13 protein-coding genes are annotated in these 17,458 nt (G+C 73.1%); 5 read left to right on the top strand and 8 right to left on the bottom strand.

The window, feature by feature from the left end:
• Positions 1-10 precede the first annotated feature (10 nt).
• The 4 genes from FHX81_RS15600 to FHX81_RS15615 form a co-directional block, all read right to left on the bottom strand.
• The gene (locus FHX81_RS15600; RefSeq protein WP_141978858.1) at positions 11-991 is read right to left on the bottom strand and encodes a zinc-binding dehydrogenase; all 981 of its coding nucleotides are present in this window, start codon (positions 989-991) and stop codon (positions 11-13) included.
• Position 992: 1 nt separating this feature from the next.
• Positions 993-1,562, bottom strand: coding sequence for an NADPH-dependent FMN reductase (locus tag FHX81_RS15605; protein ID WP_141978859.1), 570 nt, complete (start codon positions 1,560-1,562; stop codon positions 993-995).
• A 247-nt stretch (positions 1,563-1,809) separates the two neighbouring features.
• Positions 1,810-4,473: an AfsR/SARP family transcriptional regulator gene (locus FHX81_RS15610; RefSeq protein ID WP_246107835.1), complete on the bottom strand. Its 2,664-nt coding sequence runs from the start codon at positions 4,471-4,473 to the stop codon at positions 1,810-1,812.
• A 259-nt stretch (positions 4,474-4,732) separates the two neighbouring features.
• Positions 4,733-6,943: a terpene synthase family protein gene (locus tag FHX81_RS15615; RefSeq protein ID WP_141978861.1), complete on the bottom strand. Its 2,211-nt coding sequence runs from the start codon at positions 6,941-6,943 to the stop codon at positions 4,733-4,735.
• A gap of 221 nt (positions 6,944-7,164) precedes the next feature.
• Here FHX81_RS15615 and FHX81_RS15620 point away from each other — a divergent pair, with 221 nt between their 5' ends.
• The 4 genes from FHX81_RS15620 to FHX81_RS15635 all read left to right on the top strand — a co-directional run bounded on the left by FHX81_RS15620 (position 7,165) and on the right by FHX81_RS15635 (position 11,565).
• Positions 7,165-7,620, top strand: a complete 456-nt coding sequence (locus FHX81_RS15620; RefSeq protein WP_211363493.1) for an SRPBCC family protein — start codon at positions 7,165-7,167, stop codon at positions 7,618-7,620.
• 93 nt (positions 7,621-7,713) lie between these two features.
• On the top strand, positions 7,714-8,532 hold the full coding sequence (locus tag FHX81_RS15625; RefSeq protein ID WP_141978863.1) for an ABC transporter ATP-binding protein: 819 nt from the start codon (positions 7,714-7,716) through the stop codon (positions 8,530-8,532).
• Positions 8,533-8,566: 34 nt separating this feature from the next.
• Positions 8,567-9,532 (top strand): ABC transporter substrate-binding protein, encoded by a 966-nt coding sequence (locus FHX81_RS15630; RefSeq protein ID WP_141978864.1) that lies wholly within the window; start codon positions 8,567-8,569, stop codon positions 9,530-9,532.
• Positions 9,532-11,565: an iron ABC transporter permease gene (locus FHX81_RS15635; protein WP_141978865.1), complete on the top strand. Its 2,034-nt coding sequence runs from the start codon at positions 9,532-9,534 to the stop codon at positions 11,563-11,565. Before FHX81_RS15630 ends, FHX81_RS15635 begins: the two co-directional genes overlap by 1 nt.
• A 10-nt stretch (positions 11,566-11,575) precedes the next feature.
• Here FHX81_RS15635 and FHX81_RS15640 read toward each other — a convergent pair whose 3' ends face one another.
• Positions 11,576-13,033, bottom strand: a complete 1,458-nt coding sequence (locus tag FHX81_RS15640; RefSeq protein ID WP_141978866.1) for a hypothetical protein — start codon at positions 13,031-13,033, stop codon at positions 11,576-11,578.
• Positions 13,034-13,158: 125 nt separating this feature from the next.
• On the opposite strand from FHX81_RS15640, the gene FHX81_RS15645 reads away from it, so the two are divergent.
• Positions 13,159-13,686, top strand: coding sequence for a nuclear transport factor 2 family protein (locus FHX81_RS15645; protein ID WP_141978867.1), 528 nt, complete (start codon positions 13,159-13,161; stop codon positions 13,684-13,686).
• On the opposite strand, the gene hisS is transcribed toward FHX81_RS15645, so the two are convergent.
• The 3 genes from hisS to FHX81_RS15660 form a co-directional block, all read right to left on the bottom strand.
• Entirely contained in the window at positions 13,644-14,984 is a 1,341-nt protein-coding gene (hisS, locus tag FHX81_RS15650) for a histidine--tRNA ligase (RefSeq protein ID WP_141978868.1), read from the bottom strand. The two genes, FHX81_RS15645 and hisS, sit on opposite strands and share 43 nt — an antisense overlap.
• Positions 14,985-15,189: 205 nt before the next feature.
• The gene (locus FHX81_RS15655) at positions 15,190-16,770 is read right to left on the bottom strand and encodes a sulfatase-like hydrolase/transferase (RefSeq protein WP_141978869.1); all 1,581 of its coding nucleotides are present in this window, start codon (positions 16,768-16,770) and stop codon (positions 15,190-15,192) included.
• Entirely contained in the window at positions 16,767-17,426 is a 660-nt protein-coding gene (locus FHX81_RS15660) for a DUF2306 domain-containing protein (RefSeq protein WP_141978870.1), read from the bottom strand. Before FHX81_RS15660 ends, FHX81_RS15655 begins: the two co-directional genes overlap by 4 nt.
• Between the last annotated feature and the right edge of the window lie 32 nt (positions 17,427-17,458).

Raw genomic sequence — 17,458 nt, forward strand, 5'->3', positions numbered from 1 at the left:
GGTCACGACCCTAGCCGGCGTCCGGGAGCAGGACGACCTTGCCGACCGTGTGCCTGCTCTCCATCGCCTCGTGCGCCCGGCTGGCCTCGACCAGCGGGAACGCCTGCACGAACGGGGTCAGGACACCGGTCGCGGCGGCGGTCAGGGCGCGGGCCTCCAGAGCGCGCAGGCCGCCCGACCGCTTGGCCACGTGCGGCCCCGCGGCGACCGTCGCGGTCAGGGCGCGGGCGAACAGGTCGTCCGTCGTGAGGCGGGTCGGTTCCCCCGACGACGACCCGAACAGCACCACCCGGCCACCCGGCGCGAGCAGCTCCACCGCCGCCCGGCCCGGTTCGCCGCCGACACCGTCCAGCACCGCCGTCACCTCCCGGCCGCCGAGACGGGCGACCACCTCGTCCTGCCACCCCGCGCGCCGGTAGTCGACCGCGATCGACGCTCCCGCCCGCAACGCCACCCGCCGCTTCTCCTCGCACCCGACCAGACCCACGACCAGCGCGCCGGCCCGTGACGCACCCTGCGTGACCATCGTCCCGACACCGCCCGCGGCGGCCGTCACCAGGACCACGTCGTCCGGGCCCGGGGCCGCCGCGTCGACCACGCCCAGCGCCGTGGCGCCGGTGCAGATCATCGCCACGGCGGCCGGGAAGTCGAGGCCGTCCGGGATGACGTGCAGCGCGCCGACCTCCCGCACCGCCAGCTCGGCGTACCCGCCGCCCGCCAAGCCGAGCTGCGTCACGACCCGCTCCCCCAGCCACGCCTCGTCCACGTCACGGCCGAGCGCGTCGACGACACCGGCCACCTCGGACCCCGGCACGGCGGGCAGGTCCGGCAGCGGCACCCACTCGGCGCGGCCGCGTCGGATCAGCGCGTCCACCAGGTGCACGCCCGCCGCGCGCACCGCGATCCGCACCTGCCCCGGTCCGGGCGACGGGTCCTCGACCTGCTCGCACCCGAGGTCGTCGCCGAACGCGTGCAGCCGCACGGCCCGCACGTCAGGCCCCGTAAGGCCGCTTGGCGCGGGCCTCCTTGAGCGCGGTGCCCCACCAGACGAGCTGGTCGAGCACGGTCGCGGCGGCCTTGTCCACCGCGTCCGCGTCCACCGGGTTCCCGGCCTCGTCGAACCGGGACCACGCGCCGTGGAAGCTGACCGCGTCCCGCACGGTGACGGCGTGCAGCTCGGCGAAGACCTGCCGCAACTGCTCGACCGCGCGCAACCCGCCGCCGACGCCGCCGTAGGACACGAACCCGACCGGCTTGGCCTGCCACTCGGTGAAGTGCCAGTCGATGGCGCTCTTCAGCGGGGCGGGGAAGCTGTGGTTGTACTCGGGGGTGACGACGACGAACGCGTCCGCGTCGCGCAGGCGCGGCGAGACCAGCGCGACCTCCGGGGCCGGGTCCTCGCCGAACGCGTGCAGCCGGTCCGGCAGGTCCAGGTCGTCGAGGTCGAGCACGTCCACGCTGAGGTCGTCGCGCTGCTTGGCCCGGTCGGCGAACCAGTTCGCCACGACCGGTGCGAACCGGCCCTTGCGGGTGCTGCCGACGATGATCGCGAGCTTGATCACGGTGGTTCCTCCCTCGGTTGTGTGGTGCCGACGCTAGGAGCGGGCGGGGGCGGGGGAATCCGTCACGTGACTGGTCACCTGACGGATCCGACCGGTCGGTGAGCGGTCGTAGCGTCCCCCGTCATGACGCAGGAAGCGCAGGTCAGGCCGCGGTGGGCGCCGGTGGTGGCGTTGGCGGCGGGTTCCGGACGGGCGTCGCGGTGTTGGCGGCGGGGTCGCTCGCGGCGGGCGGGCAGCGCCGGCGTGGTCAGCCGAGCAGGTCGAGGACGCCGTCCGCGTCCTCGACCCGGCCCTGGGCGCGGAAGAGGGTCAGGGCGCGTTGCCAGGCGTCGCGGGCTTCCTCGTCGCGGCCCAGGACGGCCAGGACGTCGCCGAAGTGGCGCAGCACGCTGGCCTCCTCGTAGGAGTTGTCCAACCGCCGGTAGAGCTTCAACGCGTGCCGGTAGTGCTCCACCGCGTCGGCGTCGCGGCCGTGGTGGTGGGCGATGTAGCCCAGGCTGTCCGAAGTGGCCGCTTCGCCGTCGACGTGGCCCAGCTTCCGGTTGAGCGCCAGCGCTTCGCGGCAGTGGTCCTCGGCACCCGCGTGGTCACCGAGCCGCGCCATCCGGTAGCCCACGTCGTTCAGCGCCTCGGCGATGCGCACTTCGAGACCGAGCGCCCGGAACAACTCCAACTGCGCCCGCGCGTGCACCAGGGCACCGGCGACGTCACCCCGCCGTTCCATCGCCCACGCCATCGCGCGGTGGGCCGCGGCCTTGCCGTAGTCGTCCTCCACCAGCTCCAACGCCTGCCGCAGGTGGTGGTCGCCCTCGTCGTAACGGCCCACGTCGGTCAACGCCATGCCGAGGAACTTGTGCGCCGACACCTGCTTGAACCGGTCACCCAGCGCGTCCGCGGCACCCAGCGCGATCCCCCACACCGCGATGTCCTCCACCGCGTGGCCACGCCGCAGGTGGTAGTTCGTCAACGCCCACGCCAAGTGCCAGGCCACGTCGTGCCAACGGTGGTCCGCGGCCAGCCGCTGCGCCGCCAGCAGGGACTCGTACTCGGCGTCGAACCAGTCCATCGCGGCCGTCACGTCGGACAGCGGAGCCGCATCACCGGCCGGCGCGGTGATCGGGGGGCGGTGCGGTTCGATCAATCGGTCGCCGTCGTGCGCGGTGGCGGCGAAGTAGCCGATGAACGCCTCCAGGTTGGCGTCGGCGCGCGCGGGAGCGACCTCGGCCGCGTAGAGGCGGACGAGGTCGTGCATGCGGTAGCGGCCCACGCGGTGCTGGTGCACCAGGTGGGCGGCTTCCAGTTCGCGCAGCAGGCGGCGCGTGGCGGTGCGGCCGGTGAGGGCGGTGATCGCCTTCAGGCTCAGCTCCGGCGCGGAGGTCAGGCCGATCAGCCCGAACAGCTCCACCGCCGCGGGACTGAGCACCCGTAACGAGCAGGCGAACACCGTGCGCAGGTCGGCGCTGAGGTCGTCCAACGCGTCGAGCCGCTGCTCCTCCAGCTCCTCGGCGAGCGCCGACAGCGGCAGGTCCGGCTGCGTCACGGCCCGCGCCGCGATGATGCTCAACGCCAGCGGCAGGCCGCCGCACAGCTCCAGCAGCTCACGCGTCACGTCCGGCTCGGCGTCGACCCGTTGCGCGCCCAACCGGGCCACCAGGAACGCGCGGGACTCGTGCTCGTCCAGGACGTCCAGCACGACCGAGCGCGCACCGTGCGCCGTGAGCAGGCCGAGGAGCTGCAACCGGCTGGTGATCAGCACGGTGCAGCGCGCGCCACCGGGCAGCAGGGGCGTGACCTGCGCCGTGTCCCGGGCGTTGTCCAGCACCACCAGCACCCGCTTGTCCGCGAGCAGGCTGCGGTAGAGGGCGGCCTGGGCGTCGAGGTCGGCGGGCGGATCGCCGACGCCGAGGGCTTCGAGGAAGCCGCGCAGCGCGTTCTGCGGCGTGACCGGGTCGCCGACCGGGTCGAACCCGCGCAGGTTGACGTAGAGCTGGCCGTCCGGGAAGTCGTCGACGTGCTGGTGCGCCCAGTGCAGCGCCAACGCCGTCTTGCCGATGCCGCCCGCGCCGCCGATCGCCGTGATCACGACGGTGGACGACGGTTCGGCGAGGTCGGCGACCTCCTTCTCCCGGCCGGTGAACCAGCGCTGCGGCGCGGGCAACTGCCGCGGCACCGCGCGGGCCGGCTCCGCCCCGGTGGTCTCCGCTGCCGGCTGCTGACCCAGGAGTTGCAGGTAGAGGTCTTGCAGCGGCTTGCCGGGGTCGGTGCCCAGCTCGTCGGCGAGCGTGCGCCGCAACGCGTCGTAGTGCCGCAACGCCTCCGACGACCGGCCGCTGCGGTGCAGGGCGAGCACGAGCTGACCGGCCAACCGCTCGTCCAGCGGGTGGGCCCGCGCCGCGTCGCGGAGGGCCGGCAGCAGGGCGGCGTGGCGGCCCAGCCGGATCTCCACGTCGTTGCGGTCCAGCTCGACGGCCGCCCGTTCGGCCTGCAACGACTGCCTGACCTGGTCGAACCACGGCGAGTCGAGCCCGTCCAGCGCGTCACCGCGCCACAGCCGCAACGCCCGGTCGTACAGCTCGGCGGCACGCTCGTCGTCGCGTTCACCGCGGGCCTGCTCGACCAGGGTGCGGAACTCGACCAGGTCGACCCGGTCGGTCTCCAGCAGGTAGCCGCCGGACCGGCGCCGGATGTCGATCCCGGCCGCCCGCAGCTTGGAGAGGTACCCGTACAGCGTCTCCCTGGCCCGCAGCGGCGGCTGCTCGCCCCAGACCCGGTCGACGAGCCGTTCCGCGGGCACCGGCCGGCCCTGCTCCAGCAGCAACGCCGCGAGCACGCTGCGGCGACGGGTGTGCCCGATGTCGAGGTCGGCACCGCCGACCCGCGCCCGGACGCCGCCGAGCAGCCCGAAGTCCACGCTCGCGCCCCCTCGAACAGCCGGTTCAAGGTTCATCCTAGGTTCGCTCACGTTCGGCCCAGCAGGGTGTCCCCATGACCGCGGATCGATGAAGTGACCCGGTGGAGCTGCCCCACACCTCCGCCGGAACGAGGGGTCGACGTCCCGACCGGTGCTCCCCCTGCCGGTTGGGACGCCGCGGTGTGTCCGCACCCCCGTGCGAGGACGCGGTCACCTCGAACGCACGAGGACGGTCGACCTGGGGGCGGCCGTCCTCGTGTCAGCCGTTGTTCACCAGGACGCGGGCCGACTTCGTGCCGAGGCCGGTGGGACCGCGCAGGGCGTGCGACGGGAACGCGACCTCCCGGTCGCCGAAGTGCTTGGCCAGGTCCGCGTCGTGGTAGCGGACCGCGTTGCGGTGCCAGTTGAGGATGCCCGCCAGCCAGTCGCGCAACTCGCCGACGTAGGCGTCGAGCGCGGCCCGCGCGTCCTGGTCGAGCCGGAGCTCCTCGACCAACGCGGGCAGCTCCACCGCGACCGAGTGCCGGAACTGGTCCAGCCGCGCGTTCGCCAGGTCCGTCGCCACCTGGATCGCCCGGTCCAAGCCCACGTCGAGGAACGTGCGCACGACGAGCACGATGTTGTGCACCTCGCCCTCGAACTGGATCTCCTTCCGGTAGGAGAAGAGGTCGTTGAGGATGATGGCGTAGTCCATCGCCGAGTTCTCGATGTTGGCGATGGTGCGGGTCCGGTAGACCTCCTCGGGCACCAGCCTGCCGTGGCCCAGCCGGGCCAGGCTCATGGTCAGCTCCGAGCCGAACGTGTGCCGGCGCATCTCCACGTAGTCGACCGGGTCGGGCACCCGGTTCTCGTGCTGGTTCTTCAGCTCCCACAGCCAGCTGTCGAGCATCAGCTCCAGCGCGTGGCGCAACTGCTGCCGGTTGCCCAGCGGCATCGGGGCCGTCGTCCGCTGCCAGACGTCCGCGAGACCGCGTTCCAGCGGCGTCACCGGTGGCGGCGGCGCGCCCTCCAGCGGCATCATCTGCTTGAGCCGGTCGGTGGCGGCCTTGGCCACGGCCAGGTCCGGGGAGCGGCCGAACGCGACCGGGTAGAAGTCGTCGCCGTAGGTGCCCCAGGTCAGCCACAGGGCGTTGATCTCGAGCTCCGCCGCGCCGGCGTCCGGGTCGATGCCCGCCGAGCACAGCGCGAGGTCGTAGTCGCGCAACTTGTCCTCGGTCCACACGCGCGGCACGTCGTCGAAGAAGCCCATCTCCCGCGCCCACGCGACGCTCTTCTCCCGCGCGTCCGCCCAGTGCGGGCTGACCGCCAGCTCGAACGGCATGTCCAGCGCGGGCTCGGGCAGCGGCGGCACCTCCTCGAACGGCACGTGGCTGAAGCCGCGCAGGCGTTGCGGCGCGGTGGCGACGAGCGAGCGCAGGGCGCTCGTGCCCAGCCCGGTCGGGCCGCCGAGCACCGGGTTCGCGGTGACCGCGCCCTCGTTCATGTAGCGGCTCGAACGGGCGTGCCACTCGTGGCCGCCGGACTGCCAGTCCTGCAGGCCCTTCACGTACGCCAGCACGGCGAGTCGGCCCGCCGGGTCGACCGCGTGCTCGTCCAGCAGCAGCGGCACCTCGGTCACGGCGGTGTGCTCGAACTGGTGCAGGCGGGACGTGAGCAGGTCGTTGACCCGCTCGGCGGCTTCCTGGGTCGGGATGTCCAGGAACTCCTCCAGCACCAGCACGCCGTTGCTCAGCTCGCCCTCGTCGAGCACCTCGCGCTCGTAGGAGAACAGGTCGTTGCGCAGGTGCACGGCGTCGGCGAACGTGTCGCGCAGGACGCCCATCGGGCGGGTCAGGGCGATCCGGGCGGGCACCTCCATGCCGGTGACGTGCTCGACCAGGTTCGCCGACCAGGGCGCGCCGCCCACCTTGCGGCGCATCTCGACGTACTCGATCGGGTTGGCGAGCCTGCCCTCGGAGATGTTGAGCAGCTCCCACATGGACTCGTCCAGCAGGTGCTCGGTGTTGTCGGCGAACCGGCGGCGCCAGTCCGGCGAGTGGCTGCCGACGGTGCGGGTCCACAGGTCGGCCAGGCCCTTCTCGACCGGGTTCGTCGGCTCGGCCGTGATCGCGCCGTCGACCGGCATGAACAGCGGCAGCCGGTCGAGGTAGGCCTTCGCGCCCGCCACGTCCGGGTTGCGCTTGTAGAGCTCCACGAAGTGGTCGTCGAAGTAGAAGACCCACACGTACCAGTCGGTGACCAGGTCGAGGTCGGCCGCGGAGGCGTCCGGGTGGGTGTAGGCGCACAGCAGCGCGTAGTCGTGCGAGTCGAGGTCCCGCTCGGACCAGATGACGGTGCCGTGCTGCGGCACGTCGATCATGTCCATCTCGTACGCCCACGCCTTGGTGTGCGCCCGCGCGCGGTCGAGGTTGGCGTTCAGCCGCGCCGGGTGGGGCAGGTAGAACTCCGGCAGCTGGAACGGCTGCGCCATCGGCTCGCACCTCTCGTCGGGAGTACCCGGTGTACGCAACCAGTGCCGGGTGCGACGGCCAAGGGTCGGCGGCGCTGATCCACACGTTCGGGCACCGGGTCCGCCCGACCGGATCAACGGTTGCCGCTGTGGGTGCTCGACGGCCGTCGTCCGGTTCGACCGGTGCGGTACGACGCGTGGGCGAGCGGTGAAACCGGCACGCAGGGGTCACACTGGATGACGTGCCCAGCCTGGAGCCGTTCGAGGTGGACTTCTTCGACGCCGCGCCGCAGCGCCGCAGCTACGTGCTGGACCTGCCGGCGTCACCCGAACGTGTGTGGCGCGGCCTGGCCGCCTCCAACCCGCTGTGGTGGTGCCGGCTGCTGTCGTCGGTCGAGTACACCTCCCCTCGCCCGTTCGGGGTGGGCACGACGCGCACGGCGGCGGTGCTGGGCGTGCTGCGCCTGCGCGAGGTCTTCATCCGCTGGGAGGAGGGCAGGCGGCAGTCGTTCGCGGTGGACCGGGCGAACCTGCCGGTGTTCCGGCGGTTCGGCGAGGACTACCTGGTGGAGCGGTCGGCGGAGGGCAGCAGGCTGACGTGGACGTTCGCCTACGAACCCGCGGTCAAGGTGGGCGACCGGCTCAACGCGCTGGTGTTCGACTCGCTCGTGGCCGACACGCGGCGCCACTTCGGCTGAGGATCTTGGTTGCGCCGCGTTACCAAATAGGCCGAGGAGTGCAGTAGATCACGCCCATATGGGTGATTCGCGACCTTAGGTTAGGCTCCCCTCATGTCCACGGGAGACGCGCTGCTCGCCGGTGAGGAACTGGTTCTCGCGCACCACGACCGCGCGGTGGTGCACGGTGTCTCGCTCGGGTTGCGGGCCGGGACCGTCACGGCGCTCGTCGGGCCCAACGGCTCCGGCAAGTCGACGGTCCTGCGCTCCCTGGCGCGCCTGCACCGGCCGCGCGGCGGGCAGGTGCGGATGGGCGAGCGGACGGTGTGGGGCCACGCGCCCCTGTCCGGCAAGGAGTTCGCCCGCAACGTCACCCTGCTCACCCAGCAGCGGCCGACGCCCTCGGGGGTCTCGGTGCGCGACGTCGTCTCCTACGGCCGGTACCCCTACCGGACGGGGTGGCGCGGGGTGGACCTGGAGGGCGGCGCCGCGATCGAGCGCGCCATGGACCTGACCGGCGTCGCCCCGATGGCCGACCGGGGCGTGGACGAGCTGTCGGGCGGCGAGCTGCAGCGCGTGTGGCTCGCGTCGTGCCTGGCGCAGCAGACCTCCGTGCTGCTGCTGGACGAGCCCACCAACCACCTCGACCTGCGCTACCAGGTCGAAGTCCTCGACGTCGTGCGCGACCTGGCGAACGACCACGACGTGGCGGTCGGCGTCGTGCTGCACGACCTCGACCACGCGGCGATCATCGCCGACGAGGTCGTGCTGCTCAGCGAGGGCCGGGTCGTCGCGGCGGGCGGGGTCCGCGATGTCCTCACCGGTGAGCACCTGACCCACGCCTACGGCGTCACGGTCCACGTCGCCGACGACCCGGTGACCGGGGCCATCCACTGCCGCCCCCTCGGCAGGCACACCCCGCGACCGGCCTGAGCCCTTCCCCCTTCACCCCTGAGAGGTACCAGCCATGCGCTTGCTCGCCCCTGCCCTCGTGACGGCGGCCGTGCTGCTGTCCGCGTGCGGCACGACGGAGACGCCGACGACCACCCCGACCGAGTCCACCGGCGGCCCGGTCACCGTGACCGACGCCCGCGGCAAGGAGGTCAAGCTCGACGCCCCGGCGACGAAGGTCGTCACGCTGGAATGGGCCGAGACCGAAACCGTCGCCTCGCTGGGTGTCATGCCCGTGGGTGTCGCGGACGCCGCCGGTTACAAGACGTGGGACGCGTCCGTGCCGCTCGCCGCCGACGTCAAGGACGTCGGCAAGCGCAACGAGCCCAGCGTCGACTCGATCGTCGCGCTCGACCCCGACCTGGTGATCATGGCCAAGGGCCGGTACGAGACGCTGGTCGGCCAGCTCGAGAAGTACGTCCCCGTGGTCGTCACCCAGGCCAGCGACGCCACCCGCAACCTCGACCGGCTGCGCGAGGACACCAAGCTGATCGCGCAGGCGATCGGCAAGGCCGCCGAGGGCGACAAGCTGCTGTCCGAACTGGACACCGCGCTCGCCGACGGCAAGAAGGCCGTGGAGGCCAAGGGCGCGGCCGGCACGCCGTTCCTCATGGCCGACGGCTGGCTCGAGGGCAGCACGGTCAACATCCGCCCGTTCGGCAAGGGCTCGCTGGTCTCCGACACCGCCGAGGCCGTCGGCTTCAAGAACGCGTGGACCGGCGAGGTCGACCCGCAGTGGGGCCTGGGCGCCACCGACGTCGAGGGCCTGACCGCGGTCACCGACCCGAAGACCGTGCTGTTCTACAGCGCGTCCGAGGACGACGTGTTCACCACCGGCCTCGCGCAGAACCCGGTGTGGCAGCGGCTGCCGTTCGTGGTGAGCGAGAAGGTGGTCAAGCTGGAGCCGGGCACGTGGACGTTCGGCGGGCCGAAGTCGGTCATCCACGTCGCCGAGCAGTTCGTGAAGGCTGCCACCGCCTGATGATGCGCACCGCCGTCGTGACGGCGGGGATCGTGGCGCTCATCGCCGTGCTCTCCGCCGTCCACCTCACCCAGGGCACCGCGTCGACCGGTGTGCTCGACGTGCTCAGCGCCGTGTTGGGCAACGGGGACGCGCAGACCCTCGCCGTGCTGGAGGGTTCGCGCGTGCCGCGCCTGCTGGCCGCGCTGCTGCTCGGCGTCGCGTTGGGCGTCGCCGGCGCGGGCATGCAGTCGGTGGCGCGCAACCCGTTGGCCTCGCCGGACACGCTCGCCGTGAACGCGGGCGCGCACCTGGCCGTGGTCGCGATCGCCGCGTTCGGGCTGAGCCTGCCCACGCTGCCCGCGGGCGCGGCGGCGTTCGTCGGCGGGCTCGCGGCGTCGGTGGTCGTGCTGGGGTTGTCCGGCGGCGGGTCGACCAGCCCGCGGCTCGTGCTCGTCGGCTCGGCGGTCATGCTGACGCTCCAGTCGGCGACGATCCTGCTGCTGCTGATGTTCGAGCAGGAGACGACCGGGCTGTTCGCCTGGGGCTCGGGCTCGCTGACGGTGAGCGACCTGGACGCGACCGCGCAGATGACGCCGGTCGTGGCGGTCGCGGTGGCGGCGCTGCTGGTGATGGGCCGGTCGCTGGACGTCCTCGCCCTGGGCGACGACAACGCGACCGTGCTGGGGCTGAAGGTGCGGCGCACGCGCGTGGGCGCGGTGCTGCTGACGGTGGCGCTGACCGCGGCGGCGGTGACGATCGCCGGGCCGATCGGGTTCGTCGGGTTGAGCGCGCCGGTGATCACCCGGCTGCTGACGCCGTTCGTGCCGGGCCTGGGCAGGCACCGGCTGCTGCTGCCGGTGTCCGGGCTGGTCGGCGTGGTGATCGTGCTGGGCGCGGACGTGCTGCTGCGGGCGGTCATGGGGTCGGCCGCGGCGGTGCGGGTGCCGACGGGCGTGATGACGACGATCCTCGGCGCGGTCGTGCTGATCTGGCTGGCGCGGCGCGGGCGTTCGAGCGGGACGCCGCGGCAGGCGCCCGCCGGTCGGGTCGGGGTGGCCACGTCGTCCCGGCGGCTGGTGGTGACGTCGGTGGTGCTGGTCGTGCTGCTGGTCGCCGCGCCGGCGGTCGGGCTGATGCTCGGCGACCGGGTGGTGCTGCTGGGCGACCTGGCGAACTGGTTCGCCGGCCGTACCGGCACCGCGTTGACGTTCGTGCTGGACCAGCGGCTGCCGCGGGTGCTGGCGGCGCTGGTGGCGGGCGCGGCGCTGGCCGTGGCCGGGTGCGGCATCCAGTCGGTGAGCCGCAACCCGTTGGCCGAACCCGGCCTGCTCGGCATCACGGCGGGCGCGGGGCTGGGCGCCATCACGTTGATCACGGTCGTGCCGATGGCCGGCGCGTGGCACATCGCGGGCGCGGCCGGTGCGGGCGCGATGGCGGCGTTCGCGCTGGTCTACGGGCTGGCGTGGCGGTCCGGGCTGGACTCGGACCGGCTGGTCGTGATCGGCATCGCGATGTGGTCGGCCGGCATGGCGCTGATCACGCTGCTGATCGTGACGTCGGACCCGTGGAACACGGCGAAGGCGTTGACGTGGATGTCCGGCTCCACCTACGGGCGGACGCTGGAGCAGGTGGTGCCGACGGCGCTGGCGCTGGCGCTGCTGACGCCGTTGCTGTGGGCGCGGCACCGCGAGCTGGACCTGCACAGCCTGGACGAGGACACGCCGCGCGTGCTCGGGATGCGGGTGGAGCGGTCGCGGCTGGTGATCCTGCTGGCGGCGGGCGTGCTGGCGGCCACCGCGGTGTCGGCGATCGGCGTGGTGGCGTTCGTCGGGCTGGTCGCGCCGCACCTGGCGCGGTCGCTGGTCGGTGGTCGGCACGCGCGCGTGCTGCCGGTCGCGGCGGCGTTGGGCGCTGTGCTGGTGAGCGTGGCGGACACGGTGGGCCGGACGGTGATCGCACCCGCGCAGGTGCCCGCCGGGCTGGTGATCGCGTTGGTCGGCACGCCGTACTTCGTGCTCGTGCTGTGGCGCACGCGCGAGATGCGCACCTGACGTCCGGGTTTCAGGGGACCGGGCGGTCGGGTCGGGCCAGGTGCTCGCGCAACAGGTGCGAGGTCTGTTCGTCCAGCCCGGCCGCGGCCCGCTCCAGCAACGCCCGCAGCTCCGGCCCGTCCTGCGCGCCCGGTTCCAACGGCACGACGGTCCGCCGCCGCCACGGCACCGACACCAGGGACCGCGCCATGCGCGCGGCGTCCGCCCGACCCCGCCGCGCCAACCGGACGTGCCCGTCCCCCACCGCCGTCAACGCCGCCCGCAGCTCGGCGACCGGCCCGAGCTGTCGCGCCAACCGGTACCCGGCCAACCGCACGGCGGGCCGTTCGTCGGCCAGCAGCTCCCACGGCAGGGTCGGAGGTACCGACCGGACCGCCGCGGTCGCCTCACGCACCACCGGGGACGACGGGTCGCGCAGCATCGACAGCACGCGGTCGGCCGGTGCCTGTTCCAGCAGCCGCAACGCCCGCACCGCGCGGGCGCGGATCGTCGCCGACGGGTGCGACAGCAGCTCGACCAGGTGCCGACCGTCGCCACGCACCTCGGCGAACCCGTCGATCGCACCCGGACTCACGCGCGACCGGTAGTACGCCGGCACGTCCACGCCCTGCCGTGACGCCGCCGCCCGTGCCAGCGCACGCACCAGCGACGACGTGTCGTCCAAGTACGGCAGGACTTCCGCGTCACGCCCCAACCGCACCAGCCCGGTCAACGCCTGCACCCGCACCTCGGCGTGCGGTGACGCGGCCAGCCGCCGCAGCACCTCCACCCGCCCGGTCCACGCGCAGTCCCGCGCCACCGCCTCCGCGGCAGCCGACCGCAACCGCACGTCCGGCGCCGTCAACGCCACCGACACCTTCCGGTCCAGCCGCCACGTCCCGGCGGTGAAGGCGAACAGCCGCACCTCGCGGTCCGGTGACGCCAGCAACGACTCCAGCGGCGCGCGGGGATCGGTCGCCGTGGCGAGGAGTTGGTTGCGCACGAACGTCCCGCGCAACCACCGCTCGATCCGCAGCCCCACCCCGGCCGCGGCCGGCAGGAACCGCGCGGGGTCGTCGTGCAGCAGCACGGCCAGCCCGGCGCGGGCGCGGTCGCGCACCTCCCGGACCCAGTCGCCGGTCCGCACCACCAGGAACGGCACCAGCTCCGGCAACGGGCGCGCCACGACCTCCCGCACGGCACGTTCCCGGATGCGGCCGTCGCGGTGCGTGCACGCCAGCGCGAGACCCAGCGGCGAGGACGGCGCGGTCCACCGCCCGGAGCCCTCGGGCCGGTGCGTGCGGCGGGCGGCGACGTCCAGCCGGATCACCGCACCCGGCCGACGGGCCAGCGCCGTCAGCGCCGCCAGGCCGGTCGCCTCGTCACCCGCGGCCTCGACGGAGGTCAGCAGGGCCAGCACGGGGTCCGGCTCGGTCCAGGCGCGAGAGCGAGGCCGCCGGTCGTCCAGGAGGCGTTCCAGTTCGTCCACGACGGCATCGTGACGTACCGGGACCCTTGCGGTCCTGTCCATTACCGATCGGCATGGGCACAGGTCTTGGACACCGGGCGGGTGAACTCCGCACGATCGGGTGAACGGACGATCGAGGAGCGGACATGACCGAACACCTGTCCCGTGCCGACGTGTTGCGCGGGCTCGGGGCGAGCGCGGTGGGCGTGGCGGCGGGGTCGTTGCTGGGCGCGGGCACCGCGAGCGCCGCGCCGGAGCACCCCAACGTGAAGCTCATCAAGGACTACTACGCGGCGTACGGATCGGGGGACGTGGACGCCCTGCGGCGCTTCTTCGCCGACGACGTCCGGTGGACGATCCCCGGCCACCACCCGTTGTCGGGCACGAAGGTCGGGGTCGAGGAGGTGGTGGCGTTCTTCGCCGAGCTGGCGAAGGCGGGTTTCCGGGCCGAGCCGATCTTTTTAGCGGCGGACGGCGAGTGGGTCGTCGACCTGCACCGCGGGTGGAGCACCCGGCCGGCGGGGTTGGACATCACGTGGGCGTTGGCGTTCCGGATCCGCGGGCGGCGGATCGTGGAGGCGGTCAACTTCGCCGGTGACCAGCACGCCGCGGACCGGTTCTTCTGGCAGGCCTACCCGTTGGCGCCGGTCCCGGACCGGTTGGCCGGGCGCTGACCTCCGGGTGACCAGGTGGTCGGGTCGGTCGTGGTCTGGGTGCCGGCGGCGAGGTCCTTCACCTCGTGCGGGCGCCCGTCCTCGAACGGCGGGAACCACGCGAACCCGATGCCCTTGCGCGAGGCGTACCGGAGCTGCTTGGCGACCTTGTCCTCCTGGTGGTACAGCTCGACGTTGAACCCGCGGTCCCGGAGGGTCCTGGCGGTCGAGGTGGCGATCGGGCGGCGGTCCTTCGGCAGCACGACGAGGACGTCGGCGGGCGAGCTCGGGCCCGGGTCGAGCAAGCCGGCGGACAGCACCTTGGCGAAGATCCGGGAGAACCCGATCGACATGCCGACACCGGGCAGTTCCCGCCGGCTGAACGACCCGGCCAGGTCGTCGTAGCGGCCACCGGAGCAGATCGCGCCGTACTCCGGCCAGTCCACGAACTTCCCCTCGTAGACCGTGCCGGTGTAGTAGTCCAGGCCGCGGGCGATGGAGAAGTCCGCGACCACCCCGGGCAGGTCGGACAGCTCGCGGAGGACGAAGTCCAGTTCCTCCAGGCCCTCGTCCAGCAACGGTGACCGCACGCCGAGCTCGCGCACCTCCGCCGGGCCGCCGCGCAGCCCGGCGAGGCGGAGCACGGACCGGAGCTGAGCCGGGTCGAGCCGGTCGGCCAGGACGCGGGCGACGCCGTCCGGACCGATCTTGTCGATCTTGTCCACGGCTCGGACGACGTCGAGCGGCCGGCTGATGCCCAGGCCCTCGTAGAAGCCTTGCAGGACCTTGCGGTTGTTGACGTTGATGGTCCAGGCGGGGAGGTCCAGGGAGGTCAGCACCTCGTGCACGATGCGCGGCAGCTCGGCGTCGAAGTGGATCGGCACCTCGCCCGGGTTGATCACGTCGATGTCGCACTGGGTGAACTCGCGGAACCGGCCGTCCTGGGGCCGCTCGCCACGCCACACGCGTTGGATCTGGTAGCGCTTGAACGGGAAGACCAGGTCGTTGAAGTGCTGGGCGGTGTAGCGGGCGAGCGGCACGGTCAGGTCGAAGCGCAGTCCCAGCCGGGAGTCGTCCCCGGTGGGGTCCTGGTCCCCGTCGTGGACGCGGCCGAGCGTGTAGACCTCTTTGGACGTGTCGCCCTTGGACAGCAGGACGTCCAGGCGTTCGGCGGACGGGGTTTCGACGGAGCAGAAGCCGTAGCGCTCGAAGGCGGCGCGGATCGCGTCCAGCCAGCGCGGTTCGACCAGGCGCACGTGCGGCAGCCACTCCGGGAAGCCGCTCACGGGTGTGGGTCGGACGGCGGGTCGGTCGCTCATGGGGGCAGTTCAGCGGATGTCGGCGGGGGGTGACAAAGACTTTTCACGGATGGGTGAGAGGTGCGCGGAGGGTGGTCATGGTGCGGTCGACGGCGTTGCCCAGGAGCTCGGCAATGTCGACGCGGCCCATGTTCGAGCCGGTTCACCGGCCGCCGTTCTCCGGGTCGGTGCCGGTGACCACCAGGGGGGAGGCGGTCCGGTTCGATCACGGCGAGGTCTGGCCGAACGTGGTCAGGAACTGGTCGCGGAAGGTGTTCATGGGGCGCACGGGTGCTTGAGGGCCCGGTCGGAGACCGTCGGTCCAGCCCCAGCCGGTGGCGTGGTCCAGCACGGTCCGGTCGCGGGACACGACGGTGATCGGCACGTCGCGGCCCGCGTCGGGTCCGGTGACGAAGGGGGCGGGTTGGTGGTCGCCGAGGAACACGAGCACGAGGTCGTCGTCGCCGTAGGTCTCGACGTAGGACACGAGGGTGTTCACGGAGTACTCGACGGTGCGTGCGTAGTCGGCGCGGACGAGGGTCGGCTCGCGGCCGAACACGGCCTCGGCGGGCGCCTCGCCGGAGGTCATGGAGTGGTAGACCGAGCCGTCGCCGAGGTCGTCCCAGCCGACCGCTGTGGGCGCGGGTGACCACGGGGCGTGGCTGGACAGCAGGGGGATGGCGGCCATCACGGGGGTGTGCGCGTCGGCGCGCTCGAACTGCTGGAACCGCGACAGGGTGAACTCGTCGGGTGTGGTGGCGTAGCCGAAGCGCGGACCGCGGTAGTCGAGGTCGTCGAACGCGTAGATCCGGTCGTAGTCGAAGAAGTCGCCCTCCGGCCAGGCCTTCGTGATGCCCGGCATGACGCCGACCGAGCGCCAGCCCGCGCGCCGGAACGCGCCGCCGAGCGTCAACCGGTCGCCGGCCAGCAGGGTGCGGTAGCGCTGCTGGTTGTCCACCCACAGCCCGGACAGGAGGGTGGCCTGGGCGAGCCAGCTACCGCCGCCCGCCGTCGGCGAGGTCAGGAACGCGCTGCGGGAGCCGTAGCCGGCGGCGGCCAGGCGGCCGGTGCCGGCGTCGAGGGCGGCGGTCACCCGCGGGGCGATGTCCGGGTGTTCCACGGCGGACCGGCCGTAGCTCTCCACGAACGCGATGACGACGTCCTTGCCGCGCAGACCGCCGAGCAGTTCGTCGCTCGCGGCGAAGGGGTCGGTGGCCGATTCGGCGGCGAAGTCGTGGCGGTCGCGCAGGCTCGCCCCGACCCGGAGCGCCTGGTCGTGGACGAACGCCGCGGTGCCGTGCGAGGAGATCGGGAGGGTGGTCCAGACGACGGCGAGCACGGCGACCACGCGGGTGGCGACCCGTCGGTGGCGGGCCACCACGGTGCCGAGCCGAGCGGCGGACCGTGCGGTCAGGACGACCAGTGCGGAGGCGAGCAGCACGGTGGCGAGCACCGCGGCGACGGCGGCGAACCGGCCCGCGGTCACGTCCACGTAGTCCACCGCGGGTTCGAGCAAGGGCCAGTCGAGCACGAGGTCGAACGGCCGGTACAGCACCGCGTCGAAGCCGATGTCCAGGACCTTCAGCACGAGCAGCAGGCCCAGGAGCGCGCCGGCGGCGGGTGCCGCGGTTCTGCGCGCGCGTTCCGGGAGCACGAGCACCAGCACCACGCCCAGCAGGGCTTCCACCGGCAGGCGCAGGAACGTGGTGGGGGTCAACGAGTCGACGTCGCTCGGGAGCAGCAGGGCGGACAGGACGAGCAGGGCCGCCAGCGTCGTGGCGGCCCTGCGTGCGAGGTGTTCGGTCATGCCGTCCTCTCCAGGCGTCCTGACCGGTACAACGCGCGGCGACGGCGGTGCGGTTCACGGATGAGCCATTCCGCCGCGGCGGCGTTGATCACCCAGGCGGCGCCGAGCAGCAGGGTCCTGGTCAGGCCGGTGGCCGGGCCGACGAGCAGCACCCACGCGATGGTGACCAGCGCCTGCGTGCCCGCGCCCTGGGCGAGCGCGTAGCCGCGGATCATCCACGCGCGGTGGCGGGCGACGTCGCGGCGGCGGATCGCGAGGAAGCCGAGGACGAGGGCCAGGACGGTGGTGGAGCCCGCCACGAGCCGGAACGCCGCCAGCAGGTCGCCGTCGCCTTCCGGGTAGGGGTGGAAGAGGGTCATCCACAGGCCGGTCAGGGCCATCAGGAGGCCTGCGGGGACGAGGACTCGGCCGAGGCGGCGGTGGGTGGGTCCGCGGAAGGTCGACGTGAACTGGAAAGCGCCGCCGAGGCAGTAGAGGACGGCGCTGAGGATGTGCAGCAGCACGGGCACGGGTGCGGCGAAGAACCGCGCGTTCTCCGGGGTGACCTCGCCCGCGGCCAGGTCGGTGAGGCGGAGCGCGCCGCCCGCCATCGGGATGAGGGTCAGCGCGATCAACGCGGTGGGCACGAGCCAGGCGGCCCTGCGGGTGGAGGTCATGGGGGGAGTCTGCGGACGGGCGCGGCGCGGGA

Source organism: Saccharothrix saharensis (genome assembly GCF_006716745.1).
Lineage (GTDB): Bacteria > Actinomycetota > Actinomycetes > Mycobacteriales > Pseudonocardiaceae > Actinosynnema > Actinosynnema saharense.

Excerpts from the sequence above, each read along its gene's own strand:
- FHX81_RS15635 (WP_141978865.1), top strand. The coding sequence starts at position 9,532 with ATGATGCGCACCGCCGTCGTGACGGCGGGGATCGTGGCGCTCATCGCC.
- hisS (WP_141978868.1), bottom strand. The coding sequence starts at position 14,984 with ATGAGCGACCGACCCGCCGTCCGACCCACACCCGTGAGCGGCTTCCCG.
- FHX81_RS15630 (WP_141978864.1), top strand. The coding sequence starts at position 8,567 with ATGCGCTTGCTCGCCCCTGCCCTCGTGACGGCGGCCGTGCTGCTGTCC.
- FHX81_RS15660 (WP_141978870.1), bottom strand. The coding sequence starts at position 17,426 with ATGACCTCCACCCGCAGGGCCGCCTGGCTCGTGCCCACCGCGTTGATC.
- FHX81_RS15655 (WP_141978869.1), bottom strand. The coding sequence starts at position 16,770 with ATGACCGAACACCTCGCACGCAGGGCCGCCACGACGCTGGCGGCCCTG.
- FHX81_RS15615 (WP_141978861.1), bottom strand. The coding sequence starts at position 6,943 with ATGGCGCAGCCGTTCCAGCTGCCGGAGTTCTACCTGCCCCACCCGGCG.
- FHX81_RS15625 (WP_141978863.1), top strand. The coding sequence starts at position 7,714 with ATGTCCACGGGAGACGCGCTGCTCGCCGGTGAGGAACTGGTTCTCGCG.
- FHX81_RS15645 (WP_141978867.1), top strand. The coding sequence starts at position 13,159 with ATGACCGAACACCTGTCCCGTGCCGACGTGTTGCGCGGGCTCGGGGCG.